This is a genomic window from Streptomyces sp. BBFR25, from assembly GCF_044590125.1.
GTDB classification, from domain to species: Bacteria; Actinomycetota; Actinomycetes; order Streptomycetales; family Streptomycetaceae; genus Streptomyces; species Streptomyces canus_D.
The window spans coordinates 7,559,168-7,580,780 of sequence record NZ_CP172447.1; the positions used below are offsets into that span (position 1 = coordinate 7,559,168).

A 21,613-nucleotide genomic window follows, 5' to 3' on the forward strand; every position below is an offset into this window, starting at 1 on the left:
TCCGGGGCGGAAGGGTGGGGGGTTGGGGGGTCAGGTACGTCGGCGCCCGTGGCCACGGGCGCGGGCGGCCGAACGGCTGCGGGTGCGGGCCTGGAGGAACACCTCCACCGCCCGCCCGGCCGAACCGTCGCCCGGGGTCCGGCAGGCCCAGGGCAGCGGCGTCCAGTAGGGGCCGAGCGCGTCGAACACCTGGTTCGCCTCCCGGAACCGGAGGGCGCCCCACAGCGCGTGGGCCAGGTGGTTCAGGTCCGGCAGGGACCGCTCGTCCCGGGGGGAGAGCGCGAACCAGGAGTCGAACGCCTGCCGTGCCTCCCGGGTGGCGTCCTCCGCCACCCAGTGCAGGTCCAGCGCCGCCTCCCGCGCGCCCGAGCGGCGGTAGCGCTCCACCCGCACATACAGCGGCAGCACGTGCAGCGCCGAGCCGGGCGGTGCCGAACCCGCCGCCCAGTGCGCGAACCCGGCCGCCCTGGCGAGGCGTTCGGAGCCGCCGCGCGGATACAGGAACTGCAGCATGCGGTGGTGGGCCTCCCGGTTGTACGGGTCCCGCTTGTCGGCCTCGGCGAGCAGCCCCCACGGCCCCGGCGGCAGCATCGGCTCCGGCGGCGCCATCCGGTGCTCCTCCCAGCGCTGCCCCTCGTCCAGCCGGGCCAGCGCCAGCAGACACACCCACGGCACCGGGTCGTGGGGCGCGGCCCGGGTCGCCGCGTCGCAGGCGTGCCAGGCCTGCGGCCACAGCTCGCGGGTGCGGGGATGGTCCTCGCGGTGCGCCCGCAGCGTCCGCTCCACGGCCACCCGGGCGTGCATCACCGCGGCCGCCACGCTGTGCGGCTCCTCCGCGAGCCAGGCCCGCACCACGTCCGTACCGGCCGCCGAGGCCGCGAGCACCTGGGTGCGCCGTGTCCACTGCGCCCAGGAGCCGGTCTGCTCCAGCAGGATGCGCATCGACATCCAGCGCCCGGCCCGCACCTCCTGCAGGGCGGAGCGCAGCGCGGTGTCGTGTCCGGCGGGGTCGTAGGCGGGCTGTGCGCCGTCCCTGGCCATCACCCGCCCGCCGCGAGGAGCGGAACGGACCGTACGGCGGCATGGCGTGACAAACAGCCCTCCCCGGGGGCGGTGGTGCGGTGGTCGAGCGGTCGGCGCACACTATAGAGGCGGAGGTTCCGCCTCTGTCCGCTTTCGCGTTACCGGCGCAAAACCGTTGCCACCAGGGCGAACTGACTGACCGTCAGTCACTCTTGACGCGGTGTGCCCGCGCGGGCAGGCTGGCGCGCAGTGATCGCCGAGACCGTCGGCGCGGGAGCGGGGAGCCGGGAGGTGCAGGTGCCGGACTCGGTACTCGCCGTCGACCAGGGCACGTCCGGCACCAAGGCGCTGGTGATCTGCCCCGAGCGCGGCGTGGTCGGCACCGGTTTCGCCGAGGTCCGGCCCCGGTACCTGCCCGGCGGCCTGGTGGAGGTGGACCCGGAGGAGCTGTACGGCTCGGTGGTCGACGCCGGGCGCCGGGCGCTCGCCGACGCCGACGAACCGGTCACCGCGCTGGGCCTGGCCAACCAGGGCGAGACGGTGCTCGCCTGGGACCCGGACACAGGCCGCCCGCTCACCGACGCGCTGGTCTGGCAGGACCGCCGGGCGGCACCCCTCTGCGCGGAACTGGCCGACCACGCCGCCGAGTTGCGCCACCTGACCGGCCTGCCCCTGGACCCGTACTTCGCCGCGCCGAAAATGGCCTGGATACGACGGCACCTCAGCCGCGCGGGCCACGTCACCACCTCCGACACCTGGCTCGTCCACCGCCTCACCGGCGCCCACGTCACGGACGCCGCGACCGCCTCGCGCACCGGGCTCCTCGACCTCGACCGCACCGCCTGGTCGCCGCGCGCCCTGGAGCTGTACGGCCTGACCGGCGAACACCTCCCGGAGATCGTGGACAACGCCGCCCACACCGGCACGACCAGGGCCTTCGGCCCCGAACTCCCGCTCACCGGCCTCGCCGTCGACCAGCAGGCCGCGCTGCTCGCCCAGCGCGTCACCGAGCCCGGCACCGCCAAGTGCACCTACGGCACCGGTGCGTTCCTCCTCGCCCACACCGGCGGCACACCGCGCCGGGGCGCCTCGGGCCTGGCCGCCTGCGTCGCCTGGCGGCTCGGCGGACACACCGACCACTGCCTGGACGGCCAGGTGTACACGGCCGCCTCCGCCGTACGCTGGCTCACCGAACTCGGCGTCATCACCGGCGCCGCCGACCTCGACCCCGTGGGCGCCGGGGTGCCGGACGCGGGCGGCGTCACCTTCGTCCCGGCGCTGGCCGGGCTCGCCGCTCCCTGGTGGCGCGGCGACCTGCGCGGCTCGCTCACCGGCCTCGGCCTGGACACCACCCCCGGGCACCTGGTGCGCGCCCTGTGCGAGGGCCTGGCCGCCCAGGTCGCCGAACTCGCCGACGCCGCGGCGGCCGACCTCGGTGCGCCGCTGACCGTACTGCGCGTCGACGGCGGCCTCACCCGCTCCGCGCTCCTCATGCAGACCCAGGCCGACCTGCTGCAACTCCCCGTCGAGGTGTCCGCCCTGCCGGACGCCACCGCGCTCGGCGTCGGCACCCTGGCCCGGCTCGGCGCGGACCCGTCCCTCACCCTCGCCGACGCACTCCCCGACGTGGGGCCCACCACGGTGTACGAGCCCCGCGTCACCGCCGACGAGGCCACCGAGCGCCGCACCCGCTTCCGCACGGCGGTCGCCGCACTGCTCGCCGGGGACCCGGCGTGACGGGCCGCCACCACCCGAGCCGACGACTCCCCGACCCGGCACGACCCGCCCCCGCCCGCCGGACCCCGGCCCCACCGCCCGTCGAGCACCTCTCCGCCGGTCCGAACCAGCCCGCCTTCCCCGCCCGGCAGACACCCGCGGTGCCGTCGCCCTCGACGGTGCCTTGCGCAGGTGGTGGTGGGTGGGGTGGCGCGGGTGGTTCGGGTGCCGGGCGGGTGTCCGGTGCGGAGGTGTCTGCGACCGGGGTGCCGGGTGCGCAGGCATCCGGTGTCGCGCCGTCCATCGGGTTCCCGGCCCCGCGGCCACCCGCGGCGCCGGTACTGTCCCTCTCGGCGGTGTCTCGTGCAGGTGGTGGGCAGGGCGGCGCGGGCTGTTCGGGTGCAGGGCGGGTGCCCGGCGGGGCGGTGCGTGCGACCGGGGTGCCGGGTGCGGGGGCATCCGGTGTCGCGCCATCCACCGGGCAGGCTCGCGCGGGGGTGACCGGTGGCCGGAGCGCCGTACGTCGAGGGGCCGTACGGCCGCCGGGCGCCGGGAGTTCGACGGGGCAGGGTCCCTGCCACGACCCGGACCGTGGGCCGTTCGAAGGGGGCACCGTATGACCGTCACCGTGTCGGGGGCCCTGCCCGGCGAGCCGTACGACGTGGCGGTCGTCGGGGCCGGGGTCGTCGGGTGTGCGATCGCCCGGCGGCTCGCGCACCACCCGCAGTTGCGCGTCGCCCTCGTCGAGGCGCAGGACGACGTGGGGCAGGGCACCTCCAAGGCGAACACCGCCATCCTGCACACCGGATTCGACGCCGTGCCCGGCTCGCTGGAGGCCCGGCTCGTGCGGGAGGGCGCCCGCGAACTCGCCGCGTACGCCGTCGAGTCGGGCATCCCCCTCGAACGCGTCGGCGCCCTGCTCGTCGCCTGGGACGCGGAGCAGCTCGCGGCACTGCCCCACCTCGCGGAGAAGGCCCGGCGCAACGCGTACCACGACGCCCGCCTCCTCGACCCCGCCGACCTCTACGCCCGCGAACCCCACCTCGGCCCCGGCGCGCTCGGCGCCCTGTACGTACCCGGCGAGAGCATCATCTGCCCGTGGACGACGACCCTCGCGTACGCCACCCAGGCCGTCCGCGCCGGAGTCGACCTGCACCTCGAATCACCCGTCACGCACGCCGGTCGCACGGACGGCGTCCACCGACTCGACACCCCTCGCGGCCCGCTGTACGCCCGACGGCTCGTCAACGCCGCCGGGCTGCACGCCGACACCCTCGACCGCGGCCTCGGCCACGACGACTTCACCGTCACCCCGCGCCGCGGCCAGCTCCTCGTCCACGACAAGTTCGCCCGCGCCCTCGTCCACCACATCCTCCTGCCCGTCCCCACCGCCCTCGGCAAGGGCGTCCTGGTCGCCCCCACCGTCTACGGCAACGTGCTGCTCGGCCCCACCGCGGAGGACCTGGACGACAAGCGCGACACCGCCTCCACCGCCGAGGGGCTGCGCCGCCTGCGCGAGCAGGGCCGCCGCATCCTCCCCGCCCTGCTGGAGGAGGAGGTCACCGCCGTCTACGCGGGCCTGCGCGCCGCCACGGAGCACGACGACTACCGGATCGCCGCCCACCCCCACCAGGGCTACGTCACCGTCGGGGGCATCCGCTCCACCGGCCTCACCGCCTCCCTCGCCCTCGCCGAGCACGTCACCGGCCTGCTCGCCGCCACCGGCCTCGACCTCGGCCCCCGGCGCCCGCTCGAACCGGTCCGCATGCCCCAGCTCGGCGAGGCATCCCCCCGCCCCCACCAGCGCCCCGACCTCGTCGCCGCCGACCCGGAGTACGGCACCCTGGTCTGCCACTGCGAGCGCGTGTCCCGCGGTGAGATCCGCGACGCCCTCGCCGGAACGGTCCCGCCCCGTTCCCTGGACGGCCTGCGTCGCCGCACCCGGGCCCGCGCGGGCCGCTGCCAGGGGTTCTACTGCGGGGCGGCGGTACGGGCGTTGTTCGAGGAGGCGCGGAAGTGACAAGTCGACACGTCGACGTCCTGGTGGTGGGCGCCGGTCCCGCCGGACTCGCCGCGGCCTCCCTGCTCGCGACGCTGGGCGCCCGCGTCGAGATCCTGGAGCGCGAGCAGACGCCCGGGGGAGTGCCCAGGCACTGCGCCCACCGGGGCTTCGGCAACCGGCCGCACACGCTCACCGGCCCCGCCTACGCCGGCCTCCTCGCCGACGCGACCGTCCACGCCGGAGCCGACCTGCGCACCGGCGTCACCGCCCTCGACTGGGCGGGCCCGCGGGCCCTCACCACCGTAGGACCCCAGGGCGTCCGGACCCTCGCCGCCCGCGCGGTCGTCCTGGCCACCGGCGCCCGCGAACGCCCCCGAGCCGCCCGCCTCGTCCCCGGCACCCGCCCGGCCGGCGTCTACACCACCGGCGAACTCCAGCAGGCGGTGCACCTGTACGGGCAGCCCATCGGCACCCGCGCGGTGATCGTCGGCGCCGAGGACGTCTCGCACGCCGCCGCCGACACCGTACGGGCGGCCGGAGCCGAGGTCGTCGCGCTGGTCACGGAGCTGCCCCGGGCCCCCGCCGCCCCCGCGCGGACGCTGACGGCACGCCTGCGGCACCGCACCCCCGTCCTCACCGGCACCACGGTCACCGAACTCCTCGGCCGCGGCCGCCTGTCGGGCGTACGCGTACGCCACCGCGACGGCCGTACGGCCACGCTGCCCTGCGACACCGTCGTGTTCACCGGCGACTTCGTCCCCGACCACGAACTCGCCCGGCGCGGCGGACTGGCCCTGGACCCGTCGACCCGCGGTCCCGCCGTGGACGGCGCCCTGCGCACCTCACGGCCCGGCGTCTTCGCGGTCGGCAGCGTGCTGCACGCCGTCGAGAGCGCGGCCACGGCGGTCCGCGAGGGCGCGCACGCCGCGACCGCCGTACGCGACTGGCTCACCGCAGGCACGGGACCGGGCCCGACGGACCCGGACTGGCCCAGCGGCGTCCCGCTGGTCGCCGAGCCGCCCCTGCTGCGGATCGCCCCGAACCGCGTCACCGCGGCCGACCGCTTCCCGTACCTCCTGCGCACGGCGGTCCCGCTGCCCCGCCCCGTCCTGCACGTCACCCAGGACGGCCGCCCCCTGCACCGCGAGCGGTGCCGCCTCACCACGGCCGTTCCGCACCGCCCGCTGACCCTGACGGCACGCTGGACGCACCTGGTCGATCCGGGCGGCGGACCGGTGCACGTGACCGTCACCTGACCCCGGTCCGCAGGCTCCCTCAGATCACCCGCGCCCGCACCAGCGCCGCCAACGTCAGCGCCCCCGGCAGCAGCGGCAGCCACACCGTCAGCAGCCGGAACGCCAGCACCACCGCCGTGGCCACGGCCGCCGGCCCGCCCGCCGCCACCAGCGCCACGACCAGCGCCGCCTCGACCGAGCCGATGCCGCCCGGCGTGGGCACCAGCGCCACCGCCACCGTCGCCGCCAGGTAGGCCACCGCCATGTGCCCGATGGGCAGCGTCAGCCCCAGCGACCGGCCCACCAGAACCAGGGCCGAGGTCTGCAACGCGGGAAAGGCCAGCGCACCGCCCCACAGCGCCAGCGCACGAGCCGGCCGGGCGTGCACCGAGCGGGCCTCGCCCAGCGCCGTCCGCAGGAAGGAGACCAGCGCGCCGCGCAGCCGCGGCAACAGCGCCAGCACCCCCGCCGCCACCACCGGTACCGCGCCCGCGGCCACCAGCAGCGGTCCCACGGCGCCTTCGGGCAGCAGTGTGCCGAGCCGCAGCGCGCCGGGGAACGCGATCAGCAGGGCGCCCAGCAGGGCGAGGCGGCCCACGCTCTCCGCCAGCAGGTACAGCGCGAGCGCGGCCGAGGAGCGGGCGAGCGGCAGCCCGCACACCGTCATGAACCGCAGGTTCACCGCGCTCGCGCCCAGACCCGTCGGCAGCAGGTGGTTGGCCGCGCCGGCCGCGAACTGGGTGGCCAGCAACCGCCGTCGGGGCAGCCGCTCCACCACCGCGCCCTGCCGGGTGCAGGCGGCGGCGACCCAGGTCAGGCACGTCGCACCGGCCGCGGCCAGCAGCCAGGGCCAGCGGGCCGTGCCGAGATGGCCGAAACCCTCGGCGAGCACGGACCGGTGCCGGACCGCGACCACGCCCACCAGGAGCAGCGGAAGCACGCACAGGACCCGGCGGACCGGGACGCGGTGCAGGAGTGGCTTCTCGGGGACTCGAACCGCTGTCGTCACAGCACAAGACATTCCCCGACACGCGCCAACTACGGGTGGCCGACGCGCGGACACGGGATTGCGGATCGCGGGCCGTGCCGCCTTGACCTCAAGGTTGGTCGAGGTTCTACGGTCAGCGGTATGAGTATGGAGACCACGGCGTGGACGCAGTTGTACAGCGTCATGAACGCCAAAGACGAGCGCCGCCCCTTCGCCCGCGCCACGCTGCGCCGCATCGGCGCGTTCGCCCGCCCGCACCGCCGCCGCATCGTCCGGTTCCTGCTGCTCGGGGTGGCGACCGCACTGCTCGCCGTCGCCACCCCCGTCCTCGCCGGACAGGTCGTCGACGCGATCGTGTCGGACGGCGAGGAGGGCACGGTCGTACGCCTCGCCCTGCTCATCGCGCTCATCGCCGTCGCGGAGGCGGTGCTCGGCATCCTCTCCCGCAGGCTCTCGGCGACGCTCGGGGAGGGACTCATCCTCGATCTGCGGACGGCCGTGTTCGATCATGTGCAGCGCATGCCGGTCGCGTTCTTCACACGTACTCGTACGGGAGCGCTCGTCTCCCGTCTCAACAACGACGTCATCGGCGCCCAGCGCGCCTTCAGCAACACCCTGTCCGGCGTGGTCAGCAACGTGGTCACCCTGCTGCTCACCCTCGTCGTCATGCTGACCCTGTCCTGGCAGATCACCCTGCTCGCCCTGGTGCTGCTCCCGGTGTTCGTCCTCCCCGCGCGGCGGATGGGCCGCCGCATGGCCCGGATGCAGCGCGAGGCCGCCGCCCTCAACGCCGCCATGGGCACCCGCATGACCGAGCGCTTCTCGGCGCCCGGCGCCACCCTGATCAAGCTGTTCGGCCGCCCGGAGGAGGAGTCCGCCGAGTTCGCCGAACGAGCCCGCCGCGTCGCCGACATCGGCGTGCGCACCGCCACCGCCCAGGCCGCCTTCATCACCGCGCTCACCCTCGTCTCGGCGCTCGCCCTCGCCCTCGTCTACGGCCTCGGCGGCTTCTTCGCCCTGCGCGGCACCCTGGACCCGGGCGCCGTCGTGGCGCTGGCCCTGCTGCTGACCCGCCTGTATGCGCCGCTCACCGCGCTCGCCGGGGCCCGCGTGGAGGTCATGAGCGCCCTCGTCAGCTTCGAGCGGGTCTTCGAGGTCCTCGACCTGGCCCCGCTCATCGACGAGAAGCCCGACGCCCGCCCGGTCCCCGACGGTCCGCTCGCCGTCGAGTTCGACGACGTCCGCTTCGGCTACCCGTCCGCCGACAAGGTCTCCCTCGCCTCCCTCGAAGAGGTCGCCACCCTGGACACCCGCGGCGGCGAAGAGGTCCTGCACGGCCTCTCCTTCCGCGCGGAACCGGGCCAGACCATCGCGCTGGTCGGATCGTCCGGTGCGGGCAAGTCCACCATCGCCCAACTGCTGCCGCGCCTGTACGACACCGACGGCGGCACCGTCCGCGTCGGCGGCGTCGACGTCCGCGACCTGAGCGCGCGGTCGCTGCGCGACAGCGTCGGCATGGTCACCCAGGACGGCCACCTCTTCCACGACACCGTCCGGGCCAACCTGCTCCTCGCCCGGCCCGGCGCCACCGAGGACGACCTGTGGCAGGCGCTGCGTCGCGCCCGCCTGGCCGACCTCGTACGGTCCCTGCCGGACGGGCTCGACACCGTGGTCGGCGAGCGCGGCTACCGGCTCTCCGGCGGCGAACGCCAGCGCATGACCATCGCCCGGCTGCTGCTGGCCCGCCAGCGTGTCGTCATCCTCGACGAGGCCACCGCCCACCTCGACAACACCTCCGAGGCGGCCGTCCAGGAAGCCCTCACCGAAGCCCTCCAGGGCAGGACGGCCGTGGTGATCGCGCACCGGCTGTCCACCATCCGGGCGGCCGACCGCATCCTGGTGGTCGAGGCCGGCCGCATCGTGGAGAGCGGCACCCACGAGGAACTCCTCGCCGCCGACGGCCGCTACGCCCAACTGCACCGCACCCAGTTCGAGCGCCCGGTCCTGGACAAGGCCGCCTAGCCCGGCCCCTACGGCGGGCCGGGCGTCCCGGCCCGCAGGGGAAGGTCCTGCTCGGCCCAGACGACCTTCCCGCCGGGCGTGCGGCAGGAGCCCCAGCGCCGGCACATCATGTTGATCAGCTGGAGACCGCGCCCGCTCTCGTCGCTCACGTCCGCGTGCTGGATCTGCGGCAGGTCGGGACCGGAGTCGGAGACCTCCACGGACAGCCGCTCGTGGCGCAGCAGCCGCAGCTCGCCGGGGGCGTTCCCGTACCGCAGGGCGTTGCCCACCAGCTCGCTGACCACCAGTTCCGTGGTGTCGACGAGTTCCTCCAGGCCCCACCGCTCCAACTGCTCCCGCACCGCCGTACGGGCCTGCCCGGCGGCCTTGCCGTCCGGCGGCAGCGTCCGCACGTACACGTCGCACTCCGGGCCGAGCGGCCGGGCGAGCGCGGCCAGCACGATCGCGTCGTCCGACCGGTCGTCGCCGACCCGCTCGGCGACCGTCCGGCACGCGGCGGCGTCCTCGGGCAGGCCGTCGCCGACCGCCTCGCGCAGCCGCTCCAGCTGGGTGTCCAGGTCGGCCGTGCGCGACCGGACCAGCCCGTCCGTGTACAGGGTGAGCCGGCTGCGCTCGGGCACCGGCCGCTCGACCGGGTCGTACGGGATCACCCCCGCCCCCAGCGGGGCCCCCGTGGGCACCTCCAGGAACGAGACGGTGCCGTCCGGCCCGGTCAGCAGCGGCGGCGGATGCCCGGCGCTGGCGATGCGGAAGGTGCCGCCGCACGGGTCGTAGACCGCGCACAGACAGGTGGCGACCTGGTCCTCCTCCAGATCGCGGGCGGCCAGGTCGAGCCGGGCCAGCAACCGCTCGGGCGCGATGTCCAGCGCCATCAGGGTCCGGGCCACCGTGCGCAGCCGCCCCATGGTCGCGGCGGCGGCCAGACCGCGCCCCATCACGTCGCCCACCATCAGCGCGGTACGGCCGCTGGGCAGCGCGACCACGTCGAACCAGTCGCCGCCCACGGCGGCCGGATCGGCGGCCGGGTCGTAGCACGAGGACACGTCCAGGCCCGGGGTGCTCGGGCTGGACCGGGGGAGCAGCGCCCGCTGCAGGGTGACCACGTGGTCGCGCTCGCGCCCGTAGAGCCGGGCATTGTCGATGTACACGGCGGCCTTGGACGCCAGCTCCATGGCCAGGGCCACGTCGGTCCGGCTGAACGGCGCCCGGTGTCCGGCCCGGACGAAGTCGGCCAGCCCCAGCAGCACCCCGCGCGCGATCAGCGGCACCGCCAGGTAGGAGTGGACGCCCGCCCGGCGCATGATGTCCGACGACTCGCGCGAGGGGGCGATCACGGCGAAGTCCGCGCGCGTCATCCGGGACACCAGCACCGGCCGGCGGGTGGTGAGGCATCGCTGCCCCAGCCGGTCGGCGGTGTGCACCGAAAGCTCGCCCACGGGGTCGGGCGCGAGGTTCAGGCCCTCGACCTCCGACACCGCCATGGCCCTGAGCCGCGGCGGGTCCCCTCCCGTGGCCCGGTCGCCGTCCTGGAACCGCAGCACCGAGTCCAGCAGGTCCACCGCGGCGCCGTCGGCCAGCTCCGGCACGGTGAAACCGGCCAGCTCCTCCGCCGTCCGCCGCACATCGAGCGTGGTGCCGATGCTCAGGTCCGCCGCGTTCAACCAGGCCAGCCTGCGTCGCGCGCCCAGCGCCTCGGTCATCGACCGCAGTGCGCCCCGCGCCGCCCGGTGCCCGCTCACGAGGGGATTCGGGGGGCGGCGCAGCCCGCCCAGCCACGCTCGGTCCCGCACGCGTCGCCTCCTCCCACGGCCTCCTGTCCTGATTCTGCCCTGCCCCGGGACGACGGGCGACGGCGGACCCCCCGTCGGCGTCCGCATCGGCGGGGGGTGGCGCCCGGGAGCGACTCAGACGCGCAGCCACACCGCCGTGTCGCCCGGCAGCCGCCCGGCCTCGTCCAGAAGTCCGCTGACGAGCAGTACGGCGCGGTGCGCGGGCAGCTCGACCGGCGCGGCGGACAGGTTCACGACGCACACCGGGCCGCCCGCGCGCCGGAACGCGAGGACGCCGTCCGGCGCGGGCAGCCACTCCAGACCGCCGTCGCCGAACCCCGCGGTGGACCGCCGCAGGCCCAGCGCCTCGCGGTAGAGCGAGAGCATCGAGGCCGGGTCCGCGCCCTGGCGGTCCGCCGCGTACGCCGACCAGCCCGCCGGCTGCGGCAGCCAGGGCTCGGTCTCCGAGCCGAACCCGCAGTACGGCGCGTCGGCGGCCCACGGCAGCGGCACGCGGCAGCCGTCCCGGCCCGGGTCGACGCCTCCGGAGCGGAAGTGCATCGGGTCCTGGATCCGCTCGCGCGGGATGTCGGCCTCGGGCAGGCCGAGTTCCTCCCCCTGGTACACGTAGACGGACCCGGGCAGGGCCAGCGTCAGCAGCGCGGCGGCCCGGGCGCGCCGGGTGCCCAGGGCCAGGTCGGTCGGGGTGCCGAAGGCCTTTTTCGCGAAGTCGAAGCCGGTGTCCTCGCGGCCGTACCGGGTCACCGTGCGGGTCACGTCGTGGTTGCACAGCACCCAGGTGGCCGGGGCGCCCACCGGGGCGTGCTCGGCCAGGGTGTCGTCGATGGTGCGGCGCAGCCGGTCCGCCTCCCAGGGGCAGGACAGGAAGTTGAAGTTGAAGGCGGTGTGCAGTTCGTCGGGCCGCAGATAGCGGGCGAAGCGCTCGGCGTCCGGCAGCCACACCTCGCCGACGAAGACGCCCCCGTACTCGTCGGCGACCTTGCGCCAGGAGCGGTAGATGTCGTGCAGCTCGTCCTGGTCGATGTACGGGTGCGGGTCGACGCCCTCCTCGAAGTCCGCGAGCGCGGGGTCCTTCGCCAGCAGCGCGGCGGAGTCGATGCGGACGCCCGCCACTCCGCGCTCGAACCAGAACCGCAGCACGTCCTCGTGCTCCCGGCGCACCTCGGGGTGGGCCCAGTTGAGGTCGGGCTGCTCCGGGGTGAACAGGTGCAGGTACCACTCGCCGTCCGGGACCCGGGTCCAGGTGCGGCCGGAGAACTGGGAGGGCCAGTCGTTGGGCGGCAGTTCGCCGTGCGCGCCGCGGCCGGGGCGGAAGTGGAACCGCTCCCGCTCCGCGCTGCCCGGGCCCGCCTCCAGTGCCGCCCGGAACCAGGCGTGCTGGTCGGAGACGTGGTTGGGGACGATGTCGACGATGGTGCGGATGCCCAGCTCCCGCGCCTCGGCGATCAGCTTCTCGGCCTCGCCGAGGGTGCCGAAGGCGGGGTCGATGGTGCGGTAGTCGGCGACGTCGTAGCCGCCGTCGACGAGCGGGGAGACGTACCAGGGAGTGAACCAGACGGCGTCCACACCGAGTTCGGCGAGGTAGGGCAGTCTCGCCCTCACGCCCGCGAGGTCACCGGTGCCGTCGCCGTCGCCGTCGGCGAAACTGCGGGGGTACACCTGGTAGATGACGGCGTCGCGCCACCAGTTGTCGGTGCGGTGCGAGTTGGGGGCTGCCACGTGACGGTCCTTTCGGGCAGGGTGGATCTTCGCCGCCGGCCCGGACAGAGCGGGGCGTCCAACGGGCCGGCGGCGAAGGTTGACGGGACGTGCCGGGAGACGGGGAGGGAGGCGGGCGGCGAGCGCCTCGGCCCTTGAGCCCTCAGCCCTTGAGCCCTCCGGCGGTGAGTCCGCTCATGATGTTGCGCTGGAAGACCAGGAAGATGAGGAGCGTCGGCAGCGAGGCCATGGTGAGCGCGGCGATCAGCACGTTCATGGGCACCCCGTTGGACAGGGAGTAGATCCCGACGTTCAGGGTCTGCTTGGCCGGGTCGGGCAGGGTCAGCATGGGCCAGAGGAAGTCCTTCCAGACACCCACGATCGCGAAGATGGAGACCACGCCGAGAATCGGCCGCGAAATCGGCAGCACGATCGACCAGAGCGTGCGCATCGGCGAGGCACCGTCCATGGAGGCGGCGTCGAGCAGCTCCCGGGGGATCGAGTCGAAGAACCGCTTCAGCAGGAAGATGTTGAAGGCGTTGGTCACCGAGGGCAGCCAGATCGCCCACGGCGTGTTGAGCAGGTTGCGCTCGAAGATCGGCACGTCGAGCACCGTCAGGTACTGCGGTACGACCAGCACGGTCGCCGGGATCATCAGCGTCGCCAGCATCAGGCCGAGGATGGCCTTGCCGAGGACCGGCCGGAGCTTGGACAGCGAGTAGGCCGCCGCCACGTCGAACACCAGCTGGAAGGCGAGGGCGCCGAACGCGTAGAACAGCGTGTTCCCCAGCAGGCTCGCCAGGTCCATGACGTTCCAGGCCTGCGAGTAGTTGTCGGGCTCGAAGGACTCGGGCACCAGCGTCGGCGGGGTCTGCACGGCCTCCTGGGTGTTCTTGAAGCCGCTGGAGACCATCCAGTACATCGGGCCCAGGAAGACCACGGTGAACAGGGTGACGACGAGGCCGAACACCACCCAGTAGAGCGCCTTCCCGCGGGGGCGGGCGAGCTGGGCCGGTGAGATGAGTGTGCGTGTGGACATCGGTGGTTCCCCCGGCTCTACTCGTCCTCGGCGCGGCTGAGCTTCACGTACGCCGCCGAGAACCCGGCCAGCAGTACGAGGAGCAGCAGGCCGAGTGCCGCCGCGGCACCGTAGTTGTTGAAGTTGAAGGCGTACTGGTAGATGAGGTACACGACCGTGGTCGTCGAACCCTCGGGGCCGGCGCCGCCGGTGAGCAGGAAGGGCTCCACGAAGACCTGCATGGTGGCGATGATCTGCATCAGCAGCATCAGCGAGAGGATGAGCCGCGTCTGCGGGATCGTCACGTGCCAGATCTTGCGCAGCAGCCCGGCGCCGTCCAGCTCGGCCGCCTCGTACAGCTCGCCGGGGATGCCCTGGAGCGCGGCCAGGTAGATGAGCGCCGCGCCGCCCATGTTCATCCAGGTCGACGCGATGACCACGGAGAGCATGGAGAGGTCGGGGTCCTGCAGCCACTGCTGCTCGGGCAGTCCGAAGAACCCGAACACCTCGTTGAGCATGCCGTAACCGGGGTCGTACAGGTACTTGAACAGCAGCACCGAGGCGACCGGGGGCAGCATCACCGGCAGGTAGACGAGCAGCCGGAGGTACCCCTTTCCGTGCCGCAGTTCGTTGATGACGAGGGCGACGACGAACGGCACGGCGAAGCCGAGCACCAGGGCCAGCACGGTGAACAGCAGGGTGTTGCGCCAGGCCTGCCAGAAGGCCGGGTCGTTGAAGACCGTCTCCAGGTTCTCCAGGCCGACCCAGGAGACCTCGCCCTGTTCCGTCTTCTGGAAGGCGAGGAAGAACTCCCGGACCATCGGATACCAGGAGAAGAACGCGAAGCAGAGGACCGCTCCGATCAGGAAGCCGTGCGCGGTGAGGTTGCGCTTCAGGCTCCTGCCGAACGACCCGCCGCGCTGGGGCGGTCCGTCCACCGGCGGCTGGGCGTGGCGGGCTCTGGCCGCCTTGCTCGGGGTCAGGCTGGGGGCCGACATCGTCGCTCCTTGGGACTGATCTCATGGGCCCCGGGGGGCGGTGCGGCCCGCCCCCCGAGGGAGCCGGTCACTGCGTGGCCAGAACCTGGTTGACCTGCTGCTCCGCGCTGGAGAGCAGCTTGTCGATGTCGGCGTCCTCGTTGGTGAGGATGCCGGACATCACGTTGTCCAGGACCTTGTAGACCTCCTGGGCCTTCGGCGGCTCGGCCATGCCCGGGACCGGGTTGTCCATGAACGACTTGAAGTTCTCGACCGGCATGGTGGCGTGCTCCAGGCGGGCCGCGTCGTCCTTCTTCTTGGACTCGTTCAGCCAGAAGTTGGGCTGCGGCAGGCCCACCGGGAGCTTGTCGGTCTTCTTGCGGGCCCAGTCGAACTGTCCCTTGCCGACGGTCAGGTTCTCGAAGTTCAGCCAGGCGATCGCCGCCTTGACCTTGTCCGAGGAGATCCCCTTCTTGATCATGTAGCTGTTGCCGCCGGCGAGGGTGTTCTTCTCGCCCGGGATCGGGCCCATGCCGAAGTTCTCGTAGTCGGCGCCGAGTTGCTGGACCATGTACGTGATGTCGTCCGGCGCGGCGAGGAACATGCCCAGCTTGTCCGTGGCGATCTGCTTCTGCAGGTCGCCCCACTTGAGCAGCTGGGTCTTGCCCATGCTCTCGTCCTCCCAGCGCATGGCGTGGAGGTTCTCGGCGACCGCCTTGCCCGCCGCGTTGTTGAACGCCGCCTTCTTGCCGCTCTCGTCGACGACCTCGGCACCGCGGCTGTACATCTGGGCGGTGAAGTGCCAGCCGCCGGTGTTGCCCGCGCTGTACTCGCCGAAGCCGGCGATGCCGTCGCCCAGGTCGGCGATCTTCTTGGCGGCGGTGCGGACCTCCTCCCAGGTGCGCGGCGGGGTGTCCGGGTCGAGTCCGGCCTGCTCGAAGAGCTTGCGGTTGATCAGCAGGCCCATCGTGTAGTTGCTCGTGGGCAGGCCGTAGAGCTTGTTCTCGTGCTTGAGCGAGCCGAGGACGTTCGGGTCGATGTCCTTCAGCGCAGGGACCGTCTTGTCGTTGACGTAGGCCGTGATGTCCTCGGCGCCGTCGTTGTCGAGCACCTGGGGCAGGTCGGTGAAGTAGGTGTAGAAGATGTCGGGCTGGGACTTGGCCTTGAGCATCGCCGTGAAGCGCGGCGGCTCCAGGCACTGGCCCGGGGTGGAGCGGCCCTCGATGGTGACGTTGGGGTAGGTCTTGTTGAACTCCTTGACGTCCTCCTGCCACTCCTTCAGCTCGGCCGCCTTCGCCTTCGGCGGCATGCAGTCGATGGTGAGCGTCACCTTGGTCTTCGGGTCCAGTGGAGCGGCCGGGTCGGAGGACCCGCTGCCGCCTTCGGAACCGCCGCCGTCGTCACTGCTGCTCGTGCCGCAGGCGGCCAGAGCGGTCAGGGTGAGAGCGGAGACGAGCGTGATGGCGCCGGCACGGCGAGTACGGCGGAACCGAGCACTTCTCATGGGTGGTCCCCTTCGGGCATGAACGTGGAAGGCGCCCCACCGCCGATGCGTTGTGGGGCGCCGCTCACTCAACCACCGTGAACAAGTGAACGCAATATCTCGCGCTGATTTCGTAAATGTTTGACAGTGTCTCGAAGGCGTGGGGAACCGGCTACCGCACGGCAACCTGTGCGGTGGAGCCGCGGACGACGAGTTCCGGTTCGAAGAGCAGTTCCCTGTGGGGGACTTCGGTGCCTTGGATCTGGGCGCAGAGGAGGTCGACGGCGGCGCGTCCCATGGCTTCGATGGGTTGGCGGACGGTGGTGAGGGGTGGTTCGGTGCAGGTCATGAAGGCGGAGTCGTCGTAGCCGACGACGGAGACGTCGTGGGGTACGCGGTGGCCGTGGCGGCGGGCGGCGCGGACGGCGCCGAGGGCGAGGGGGTCGCTGGCGCAGATGATGCCGGTGACGCCGCGCTGCAGGAGGCGGGTGGCGGCCGCCTGACCGCCTTCCAGGGAGAACATGGCCCGTTCCACGTGGGCGTCGGGCAGGGCGCCGTTCGCCGCCTCCGCGGCCTGCCGTGCGGCGGCGAGCTTGCGGCGCGAGGGGATGTGGTCGGAGGGGCCCAGGACCAGGCCGATGCGCTCGTGGCCGAGGGACACCAGGTGCCGCCAGGACTGGCCCACGGCGACGGCGTCGTCGCAGGCGACGCAGGGGAAGCCGAGATCGGGGATGGAGGCGTTGACGAGCACCACGGGGATGTTGCGCTCGGCGAGCAGCCGGTAGTGGTCGTGCGGGGCGTCCGCCTGGGCGAACAGACCGCCGCCGGCGAAGACGACCCCGGAGACCTGTTGCTGCAGCAGCAGCTCGACGTAGTCGGCCTCCGAGACGCCGCCCTTGGTCTGGGTGCACAGCACCGGGGTCAGCCCCTGCTGGGCGAGCGCGCCGCCGATGACCTCGGCGAACGCGGGGAAGATGGGGTTCTGCAGCTCGGGCAGGACCAGTCCGACCAGGCGGGCGCGCTCGCCCCGCAGCTGGGTCGGCCGCTCGTAGCCGAGGACGTCCAGGGCGCTCAGCACGGACTGCCGGGTCGACTCCGAGACCCCCGGCTTGCCGTTGAGCACCCGGCTGACCGTGGCCTCGCTGACCCCAACCTTCTTCGCCACCTGAGCAAGTCGTCGCGTCACAAACGCAAGACTAGCGCAAGTCTCGCAAGAGACTTGCGCCAGTCAGTGGCCCGTCCGACAACCATCGTTGCCGATCCCCGTTACGGACCGGTCCCTACGGATTGCGGATGATCTTGAAGGTGGACGTCGTGTTGCGGACGTCCACGGCGTTGTCGCTGAGCTTCAGTCCGTTGAAGGTGACCTCACCGACCGCCGGTCCCTGTCCGGCCTCGGGCATCTCGTTGGCCCACAGGCCGAAACCGGACTTGGCGTCGAACTCGTCACCGCTCTTACGGGCGCCCGTGACGGAGACGTCGGTGAAGACCGTGTCCTTGATCGGGAACTGCGGCTGGCCTCCCACGTAGTTCGTCTGGAACATGATGCCGCTGTAGGTCGGATCGACGATGTCGACGTTGTTGACCCGGATCCCCTGGAACACCTTGGACGCCGAGAACACCCAGATGCCGGGGAAGGTCTGCCCGCCCCAGAAGTGCCCGCCGGCCCGGACGATCGAGACGTTCTCGAAGGTCGTCGGATCGGTGCCGAACCCGTTCATCGGGTAACCGAAGTCCAGCGAGCTGATCGTGATGCCCGAGTAGACGAGGGTGTCCGCGATGTGGATGTTCCGGAAGGTGTTGTTGTAGCCGCCGTAGACGGCGAGGCCCGCGGCACGCCAGGTCAGCGTCGTCGTGAGGTTCTCGTACAGGTTGTTCTTCATGTCCGCGCCGCCCGCGTCGATCGCCGAGAAGAGCGCGAAGCTGTCGTCGCCGGTGGCCCGGGCGTCGTTGTTGGAAACCAGGTTGTCGGTGGAGCCGTTGGTCATGTTGATGCCGTCGGCGAGCATGTTGCGGATCCGGGAGTTCTTGATCGTCATCCGGTCGGTGTTGGCGCCCCAGTACAGGCACACCATGTGCTCGTTCCAGATGTTGTCGATCACGATGTCCGAGGTGTTGGAGAAGTCGAACACCTTGCCCGGCCCGTCGATACGGGACGTGTAGTTGCCGAAGTAGGCGAAGTTCGCAAAGGTCGAACCCTTCGCGGTCGCCTCGGCACGGAACCCGATGTCGGTGTTGTCCTGCGTGGTGGGCGCGCGGAACCTGGTGAACCAGGGACCGGCACCGATCACCTTCACCGCCTTGCCGTACACCTGGAACTTGCTCGACGTCGGGTAGTCGCCGGGCGGCAGGTACACCCCCACCAGCTTGCCGGAGGTGTCCATGCGGACCCTGTCGAGCGCGTTCTGCACGTCCTGGTGCGTGAACCCGGCCGGTACGGCGTACGCCGCCGGGTCGGGGTTGGGCACCGCGGAGACCTGTTCCAGGTTGACGAAGTCGATCGCGTAGTCGGTGGTGTTGGCCGCGTCCTTCTGCAGCCGGATCCTGCTGCCGGCCGGGACGGTCTCGCCCAGCATGAGGTGCGCCTCGTCGTAGATGTGCCGCGGGGCGCCCGCACCGGGGGAGTTGCCCGGCGAGGCCTCGGCACCGTACAGCCAGGCGTACTTCGACGTCAGCGGCAGCGCCTTCTTCATGACGCCGTCCACGTACACGTTGATCGTGGCGTCGATGCCGCCGCCGCCCGGCGCGTCCGGGATCGAGAAGCGGGTCACCAGGGTGTTGGTGTCCGCCTTCGTGGTGAACTCCACGTACTCGCCGGTCTTGTCCAGGTGGACGGCCTTGCGGCCGGACGCCTCGCCCGCGATGTCGCCGATGGTGCGGTTGGGGCCGACCACGGTGGCACCGCCGCCGACCGTGCCGTCCTCCGCCTCGTACATGTCGTACGGCATGTTCGCGCCGCGCCCGACGAACAGCGGCTGCGTGGAGGTGTTGTTCTCCCGCTTGACCGGCAGTTCGTTCGCGTCGTCGGCGACCGTGACCTTCATGGAGTACGAGCCGTTGGCCGCCTTCCAGGTGCCGAGGCTCACGGCCGGGGCCGTCGAACCGGCGGCGATGACACCGGAGTGCGCGCCGGTCAGGGTCTTGACGGTGTCACCCTTGGCGTCGACCAGGGCGAGCGTCACCCCATGGCCGCCCCCCGCGGAGTCCTGGGTGCCCTGGTTCCTGAGCGCGACCTTGAAGGTCACGTCGTCACCGGCGGCCGGACCGGACGGCGAGGTGGTGACGGCGGCGGCGACCAGGTCGGAGCTCTGCACCGGCTTGACCACCAGCGGTTCGGGCCGGGTGTAGGTGTTGTTGGTCTCGTTCTGCTCGATGATCTCGTTCGCCTCGTCGGCGACCGCGCTCAGTTCGTACGAACCGGCCCCGCGCGCCCCGACGGACGCGCTGACCGTGCTCTGCGCCCCCGCCTTCAGGGCGGGTACGTCGGCGGTGGCGACCTTGGTGCCGCCCAGCCGGAGGGCGACCTCGCCGGCCGGAGCGTCCGCCGCGCCGCCGTTGCGGACGGTGGCGGACACCGTGATCTCGTCCGACTCGACGGGGGAGTCGGGCGACGTGGTCAGCTTCGTCACCTCCAGGTCCGGATTGGGCGCCGGAACGCCGATGACCTGGAACTCGGCGATCTGCCCGGCCGTGGCCCCGGTGTTGGAGCTGAACTTCAGCTGGACGTCCGCGGCCCGTGCGCCGACGGGCACCGTCACGCTGTTGCCGCCGCTCGCCGGGTCGAAGACGTAGTCCTTCGCTGCCACCAGCGAGGTGAAGCCGGACGCGTCCTGGGCGCGGCCGAGCACCTGGATGTTCTGGGTGCGCTTCGACCAGCTGGTGTCGGGGTTGAGCTTGAGGACGACGCGGTCGACGTCCGCGTTCGCGCCCAGCTTCAGGGTCAGGGTGTTCGGGTAGCTGCCCGCCGCCCCCTCCCAGTAGGTGGAGGCGCTGTTGTCGTTGGCGTTCCCGGCGACGTAGGTGTGGATGAAGGACGAGGCGCTGATCGGCTTGCCGACGGACAGGTTCGAGCCGTCGCCGCCGCTGCCGGTGCGCGTCACGGAGTTGCTGGCGCCCGACTCGTTGCCCGCCGCGTCCTTCGCCCGCACGAAGTAGGTCACGTTCGCCGACGCGGGCTGGGTGTCGGTGTAGGTGGTGACGTCACCGGCGACGCTCTTGCGGAGCTGGTTGTTGGCGTAGACGTCGTAGCCGGTGACGCCCTTGTCGTCGGTGGAGGCGGTCCACGTCAGCTTGATCTGCCCGGCGGCCGGTTCGGTGAGGGCGAGGTTCGCGGGCGCGGTGGGCGCCTGGGTGTCGCCGGTGTCGGCGCGGCGGGTGACCGAGTTGCTGTTGCCCGACTGATTGCCGGCCGCGTCCTTGGCACGCACGTGGTAGGTGACCGTCGTGCCGGCCGACCTGGTGTCGGTGTAGGTGGTGACGTCACCGGCGACCGAGGTCAGCAGATCGCCGTTGGCGTAGATGTCGTACCCCGTGACGGCCGTGTCGTCCGAGGACTCGTTCCAGGTCAGCCTGATCTGCCCGGTGGCCGGTTCGGTGAACGCGAGGTCCGCCGGGGCCGTGGGGGCCTGGGTGTCACCCGTCTGCGGACCGAAGACCTCCAGCTCGGAGACCTGGGCGGCGGGCCGGCCGGTGTTGGCCGACACCAGGACCCGCACATAGCGCGCGGTGGCCGCGTCGAAGGTGATGGTGGCCGTCTGGCCGCCCGCCGCGTCGAAGGCGTACGCCTTGGCGGCGGTCAGGTCGGTGAAGTCCGAGCCGTTCTCACTGGCCTGGATCTTCAGGGTCTGGCTGCGGTTCGGCCAGCCGTCCGGCAGCCGCAGTACGACGCGGTCCACCCGGCGCGAGGAGCCGAGGTCGGCCTGGAGCCACTGCGGCAGGGCGTTGTTGGCGCTCTCCCAGTAGGTGGCCCTGTTGCCGTCGTTGCCGTTGCCGGGGGTGTACGCGCCCGTGGAACTGCTCGCCGTCAGCCGCCGGCCGGCGGCGAGGTTCACGGACGACTCCCCGGCCCCGTGCACCTCCAGCTCGGAGAGCTGGGCCGCCTGCCACCCGGTGTTCGCCGTGATGTTCACCCGCACGAACCGGGTCTGGGTGGCGGGGAAGGACACGGTGACCGTGTTGCCCGAACCGGGAGCGAAGGAGTAGGTGGCGGATGTCTTCAGCGTGCTGAAGCTCGTGCCGTCGGCGCTGCCCTGGACGGAGAGCGTCTGGTCGCGGCTCTCCCAGCCGGCGGGCAGCCGCAGGACGACCTCGTCGATCCGCTCGGTGGCACCGAGATCGGTCTGCACCCACTGGGGCAGGCTGCTGCCGCCGCTCTGCCAGTACGTGCCCTGGTTGCCGTCGGTGATGTTGGCGGCGCCGTACTCGCCGTGCGAGCTGCTCGCCGCCGTGGCGTCCCCCACGGCGATGTTGGGTCCACCGGCTGCCGTGGCCGACAGCAGCGGTCCTCCCAACGCCAGGAGACTGGTCGCGACCACGGTGCACAGGGCACGTGATCTCCAGTTCCGGTTTCTCATCTGTCCCCACATCAGGTAGACACTCAATGTTCGCTGACATTTACGTTGAGCGCTCGCAGAGTTGCAGAGAAATGTTGAGTCGTCTACA

General features: G+C 72.4%; 13 protein-coding genes. 4 read left to right on the forward strand and 9 right to left on the reverse strand.

Features of this window, described 5'->3' with window-relative positions; translation table 11 throughout:
• Positions 1-30 precede the first annotated feature (30 nt).
• Positions 31-1,041: a hypothetical protein gene (locus ACGH52_RS33855; protein WP_076977503.1), complete on the reverse strand. Its 1,011-nt coding sequence runs from the start codon at positions 1,039-1,041 to the stop codon at positions 31-33.
• A gap of 279 nt (positions 1,042-1,320) precedes the next feature.
• Between ACGH52_RS33855 and ACGH52_RS33860 the strand changes: the two genes are divergently transcribed.
• The 3 genes from ACGH52_RS33860 (at position 1,321) to ACGH52_RS33870 (ending at position 5,997) form a co-directional block, all read left to right on the forward strand.
• Positions 1,321-2,760 (forward strand): FGGY family carbohydrate kinase, encoded by a 1,440-nt coding sequence (locus ACGH52_RS33860; protein WP_399946972.1) that lies wholly within the window; start codon positions 1,321-1,323, stop codon positions 2,758-2,760.
• 595 nt (positions 2,761-3,355) lie between these two features.
• Positions 3,356-4,759, forward strand: a complete 1,404-nt coding sequence (locus ACGH52_RS33865) for an FAD-dependent oxidoreductase (protein ID WP_210974841.1) — start codon at positions 3,356-3,358, stop codon at positions 4,757-4,759.
• The gene (locus ACGH52_RS33870) at positions 4,756-5,997 is read left to right on the forward strand and encodes an NAD(P)/FAD-dependent oxidoreductase (RefSeq protein ID WP_399944955.1); all 1,242 of its coding nucleotides are present in this window, start codon (positions 4,756-4,758) and stop codon (positions 5,995-5,997) included. Before ACGH52_RS33865 ends, ACGH52_RS33870 begins: the two co-directional genes overlap by 4 nt.
• Before the next feature lie 19 nt (positions 5,998-6,016).
• Here the strand turns inward: ACGH52_RS33870 and ACGH52_RS33875 are convergent, their stop codons facing one another.
• On the reverse strand, positions 6,017-6,916 hold the full coding sequence (locus ACGH52_RS33875; RefSeq protein ID WP_076977506.1) for a lysylphosphatidylglycerol synthase domain-containing protein: 900 nt from the start codon (positions 6,914-6,916) through the stop codon (positions 6,017-6,019).
• Positions 6,917-7,111: 195 nt separating this feature from the next.
• Between ACGH52_RS33875 and ACGH52_RS33880 the strand changes: the two genes are divergently transcribed.
• Positions 7,112-8,986, forward strand: a complete 1,875-nt coding sequence (locus tag ACGH52_RS33880; protein WP_076977507.1) for an ABC transporter ATP-binding protein — start codon at positions 7,112-7,114, stop codon at positions 8,984-8,986.
• Between the two features lie 8 nt (positions 8,987-8,994).
• Here ACGH52_RS33880 and ACGH52_RS33885 read toward each other — a convergent pair whose 3' ends face one another.
• The 7 genes from ACGH52_RS33885 to ACGH52_RS33915 all read right to left on the reverse strand — a co-directional run bounded on the left by ACGH52_RS33885 (position 8,995) and on the right by ACGH52_RS33915 (position 21,525).
• Complete coding sequence (locus tag ACGH52_RS33885; protein WP_399944958.1) at positions 8,995-10,776, reverse strand: SpoIIE family protein phosphatase; 1,782 nt, start codon at positions 10,774-10,776, stop codon at positions 8,995-8,997.
• A gap of 114 nt (positions 10,777-10,890) precedes the next feature.
• Positions 10,891-12,495, reverse strand: a complete 1,605-nt coding sequence (locus tag ACGH52_RS33890; protein WP_399944961.1) for a glycoside hydrolase family 13 protein — start codon at positions 12,493-12,495, stop codon at positions 10,891-10,893.
• Between the two features lie 142 nt (positions 12,496-12,637).
• Positions 12,638-13,513, reverse strand: a complete 876-nt coding sequence (locus tag ACGH52_RS33895) for a carbohydrate ABC transporter permease (RefSeq protein WP_059297071.1) — start codon at positions 13,511-13,513, stop codon at positions 12,638-12,640.
• Between the two features lie 17 nt (positions 13,514-13,530).
• Positions 13,531-14,490, reverse strand: a complete 960-nt coding sequence (locus ACGH52_RS33900; protein ID WP_121704500.1) for a carbohydrate ABC transporter permease — start codon at positions 14,488-14,490, stop codon at positions 13,531-13,533.
• Positions 14,491-14,557: 67 nt separating this feature from the next.
• A complete protein-coding gene (locus ACGH52_RS33905; protein ID WP_076977511.1) occupies positions 14,558-15,973 on the reverse strand; it encodes an extracellular solute-binding protein in 1,416 nt (471 codons plus the stop codon).
• Positions 15,974-16,124: 151 nt separating this feature from the next.
• Entirely contained in the window at positions 16,125-17,138 is a 1,014-nt protein-coding gene (locus ACGH52_RS33910) for a LacI family DNA-binding transcriptional regulator (protein WP_210974845.1), read from the reverse strand.
• Between the two features lie 94 nt (positions 17,139-17,232).
• Positions 17,233-21,525 (reverse strand): discoidin domain-containing protein, encoded by a 4,293-nt coding sequence (locus ACGH52_RS33915; RefSeq protein ID WP_399944966.1) that lies wholly within the window; start codon positions 21,523-21,525, stop codon positions 17,233-17,235.
• Positions 21,526-21,613: the final 88 nt, after the last annotated feature.

Coding starts and splice junctions, on each gene's coding strand:
- ACGH52_RS33855 (WP_076977503.1), bottom strand. CDS start 1,041: ATGGCCAGGGACGGCGCACAGCCCGCCTACGACCCCGCCGGACACGAC.
- ACGH52_RS33865 (WP_210974841.1), top strand. CDS start 3,356: ATGACCGTCACCGTGTCGGGGGCCCTGCCCGGCGAGCCGTACGACGTG.
- ACGH52_RS33880 (WP_076977507.1), top strand. CDS start 7,112: ATGGAGACCACGGCGTGGACGCAGTTGTACAGCGTCATGAACGCCAAA.
- ACGH52_RS33895 (WP_059297071.1), bottom strand. CDS start 13,513: ATGTCCACACGCACACTCATCTCACCGGCCCAGCTCGCCCGCCCCCGC.
- ACGH52_RS33900 (WP_121704500.1), bottom strand. CDS start 14,490: ATGTCGGCCCCCAGCCTGACCCCGAGCAAGGCGGCCAGAGCCCGCCAC.
- ACGH52_RS33905 (WP_076977511.1), bottom strand. CDS start 15,973: ATGAGAAGTGCTCGGTTCCGCCGTACTCGCCGTGCCGGCGCCATCACG.
- ACGH52_RS33915 (WP_399944966.1), bottom strand. CDS start 21,525: ATGAGAAACCGGAACTGGAGATCACGTGCCCTGTGCACCGTGGTCGCG.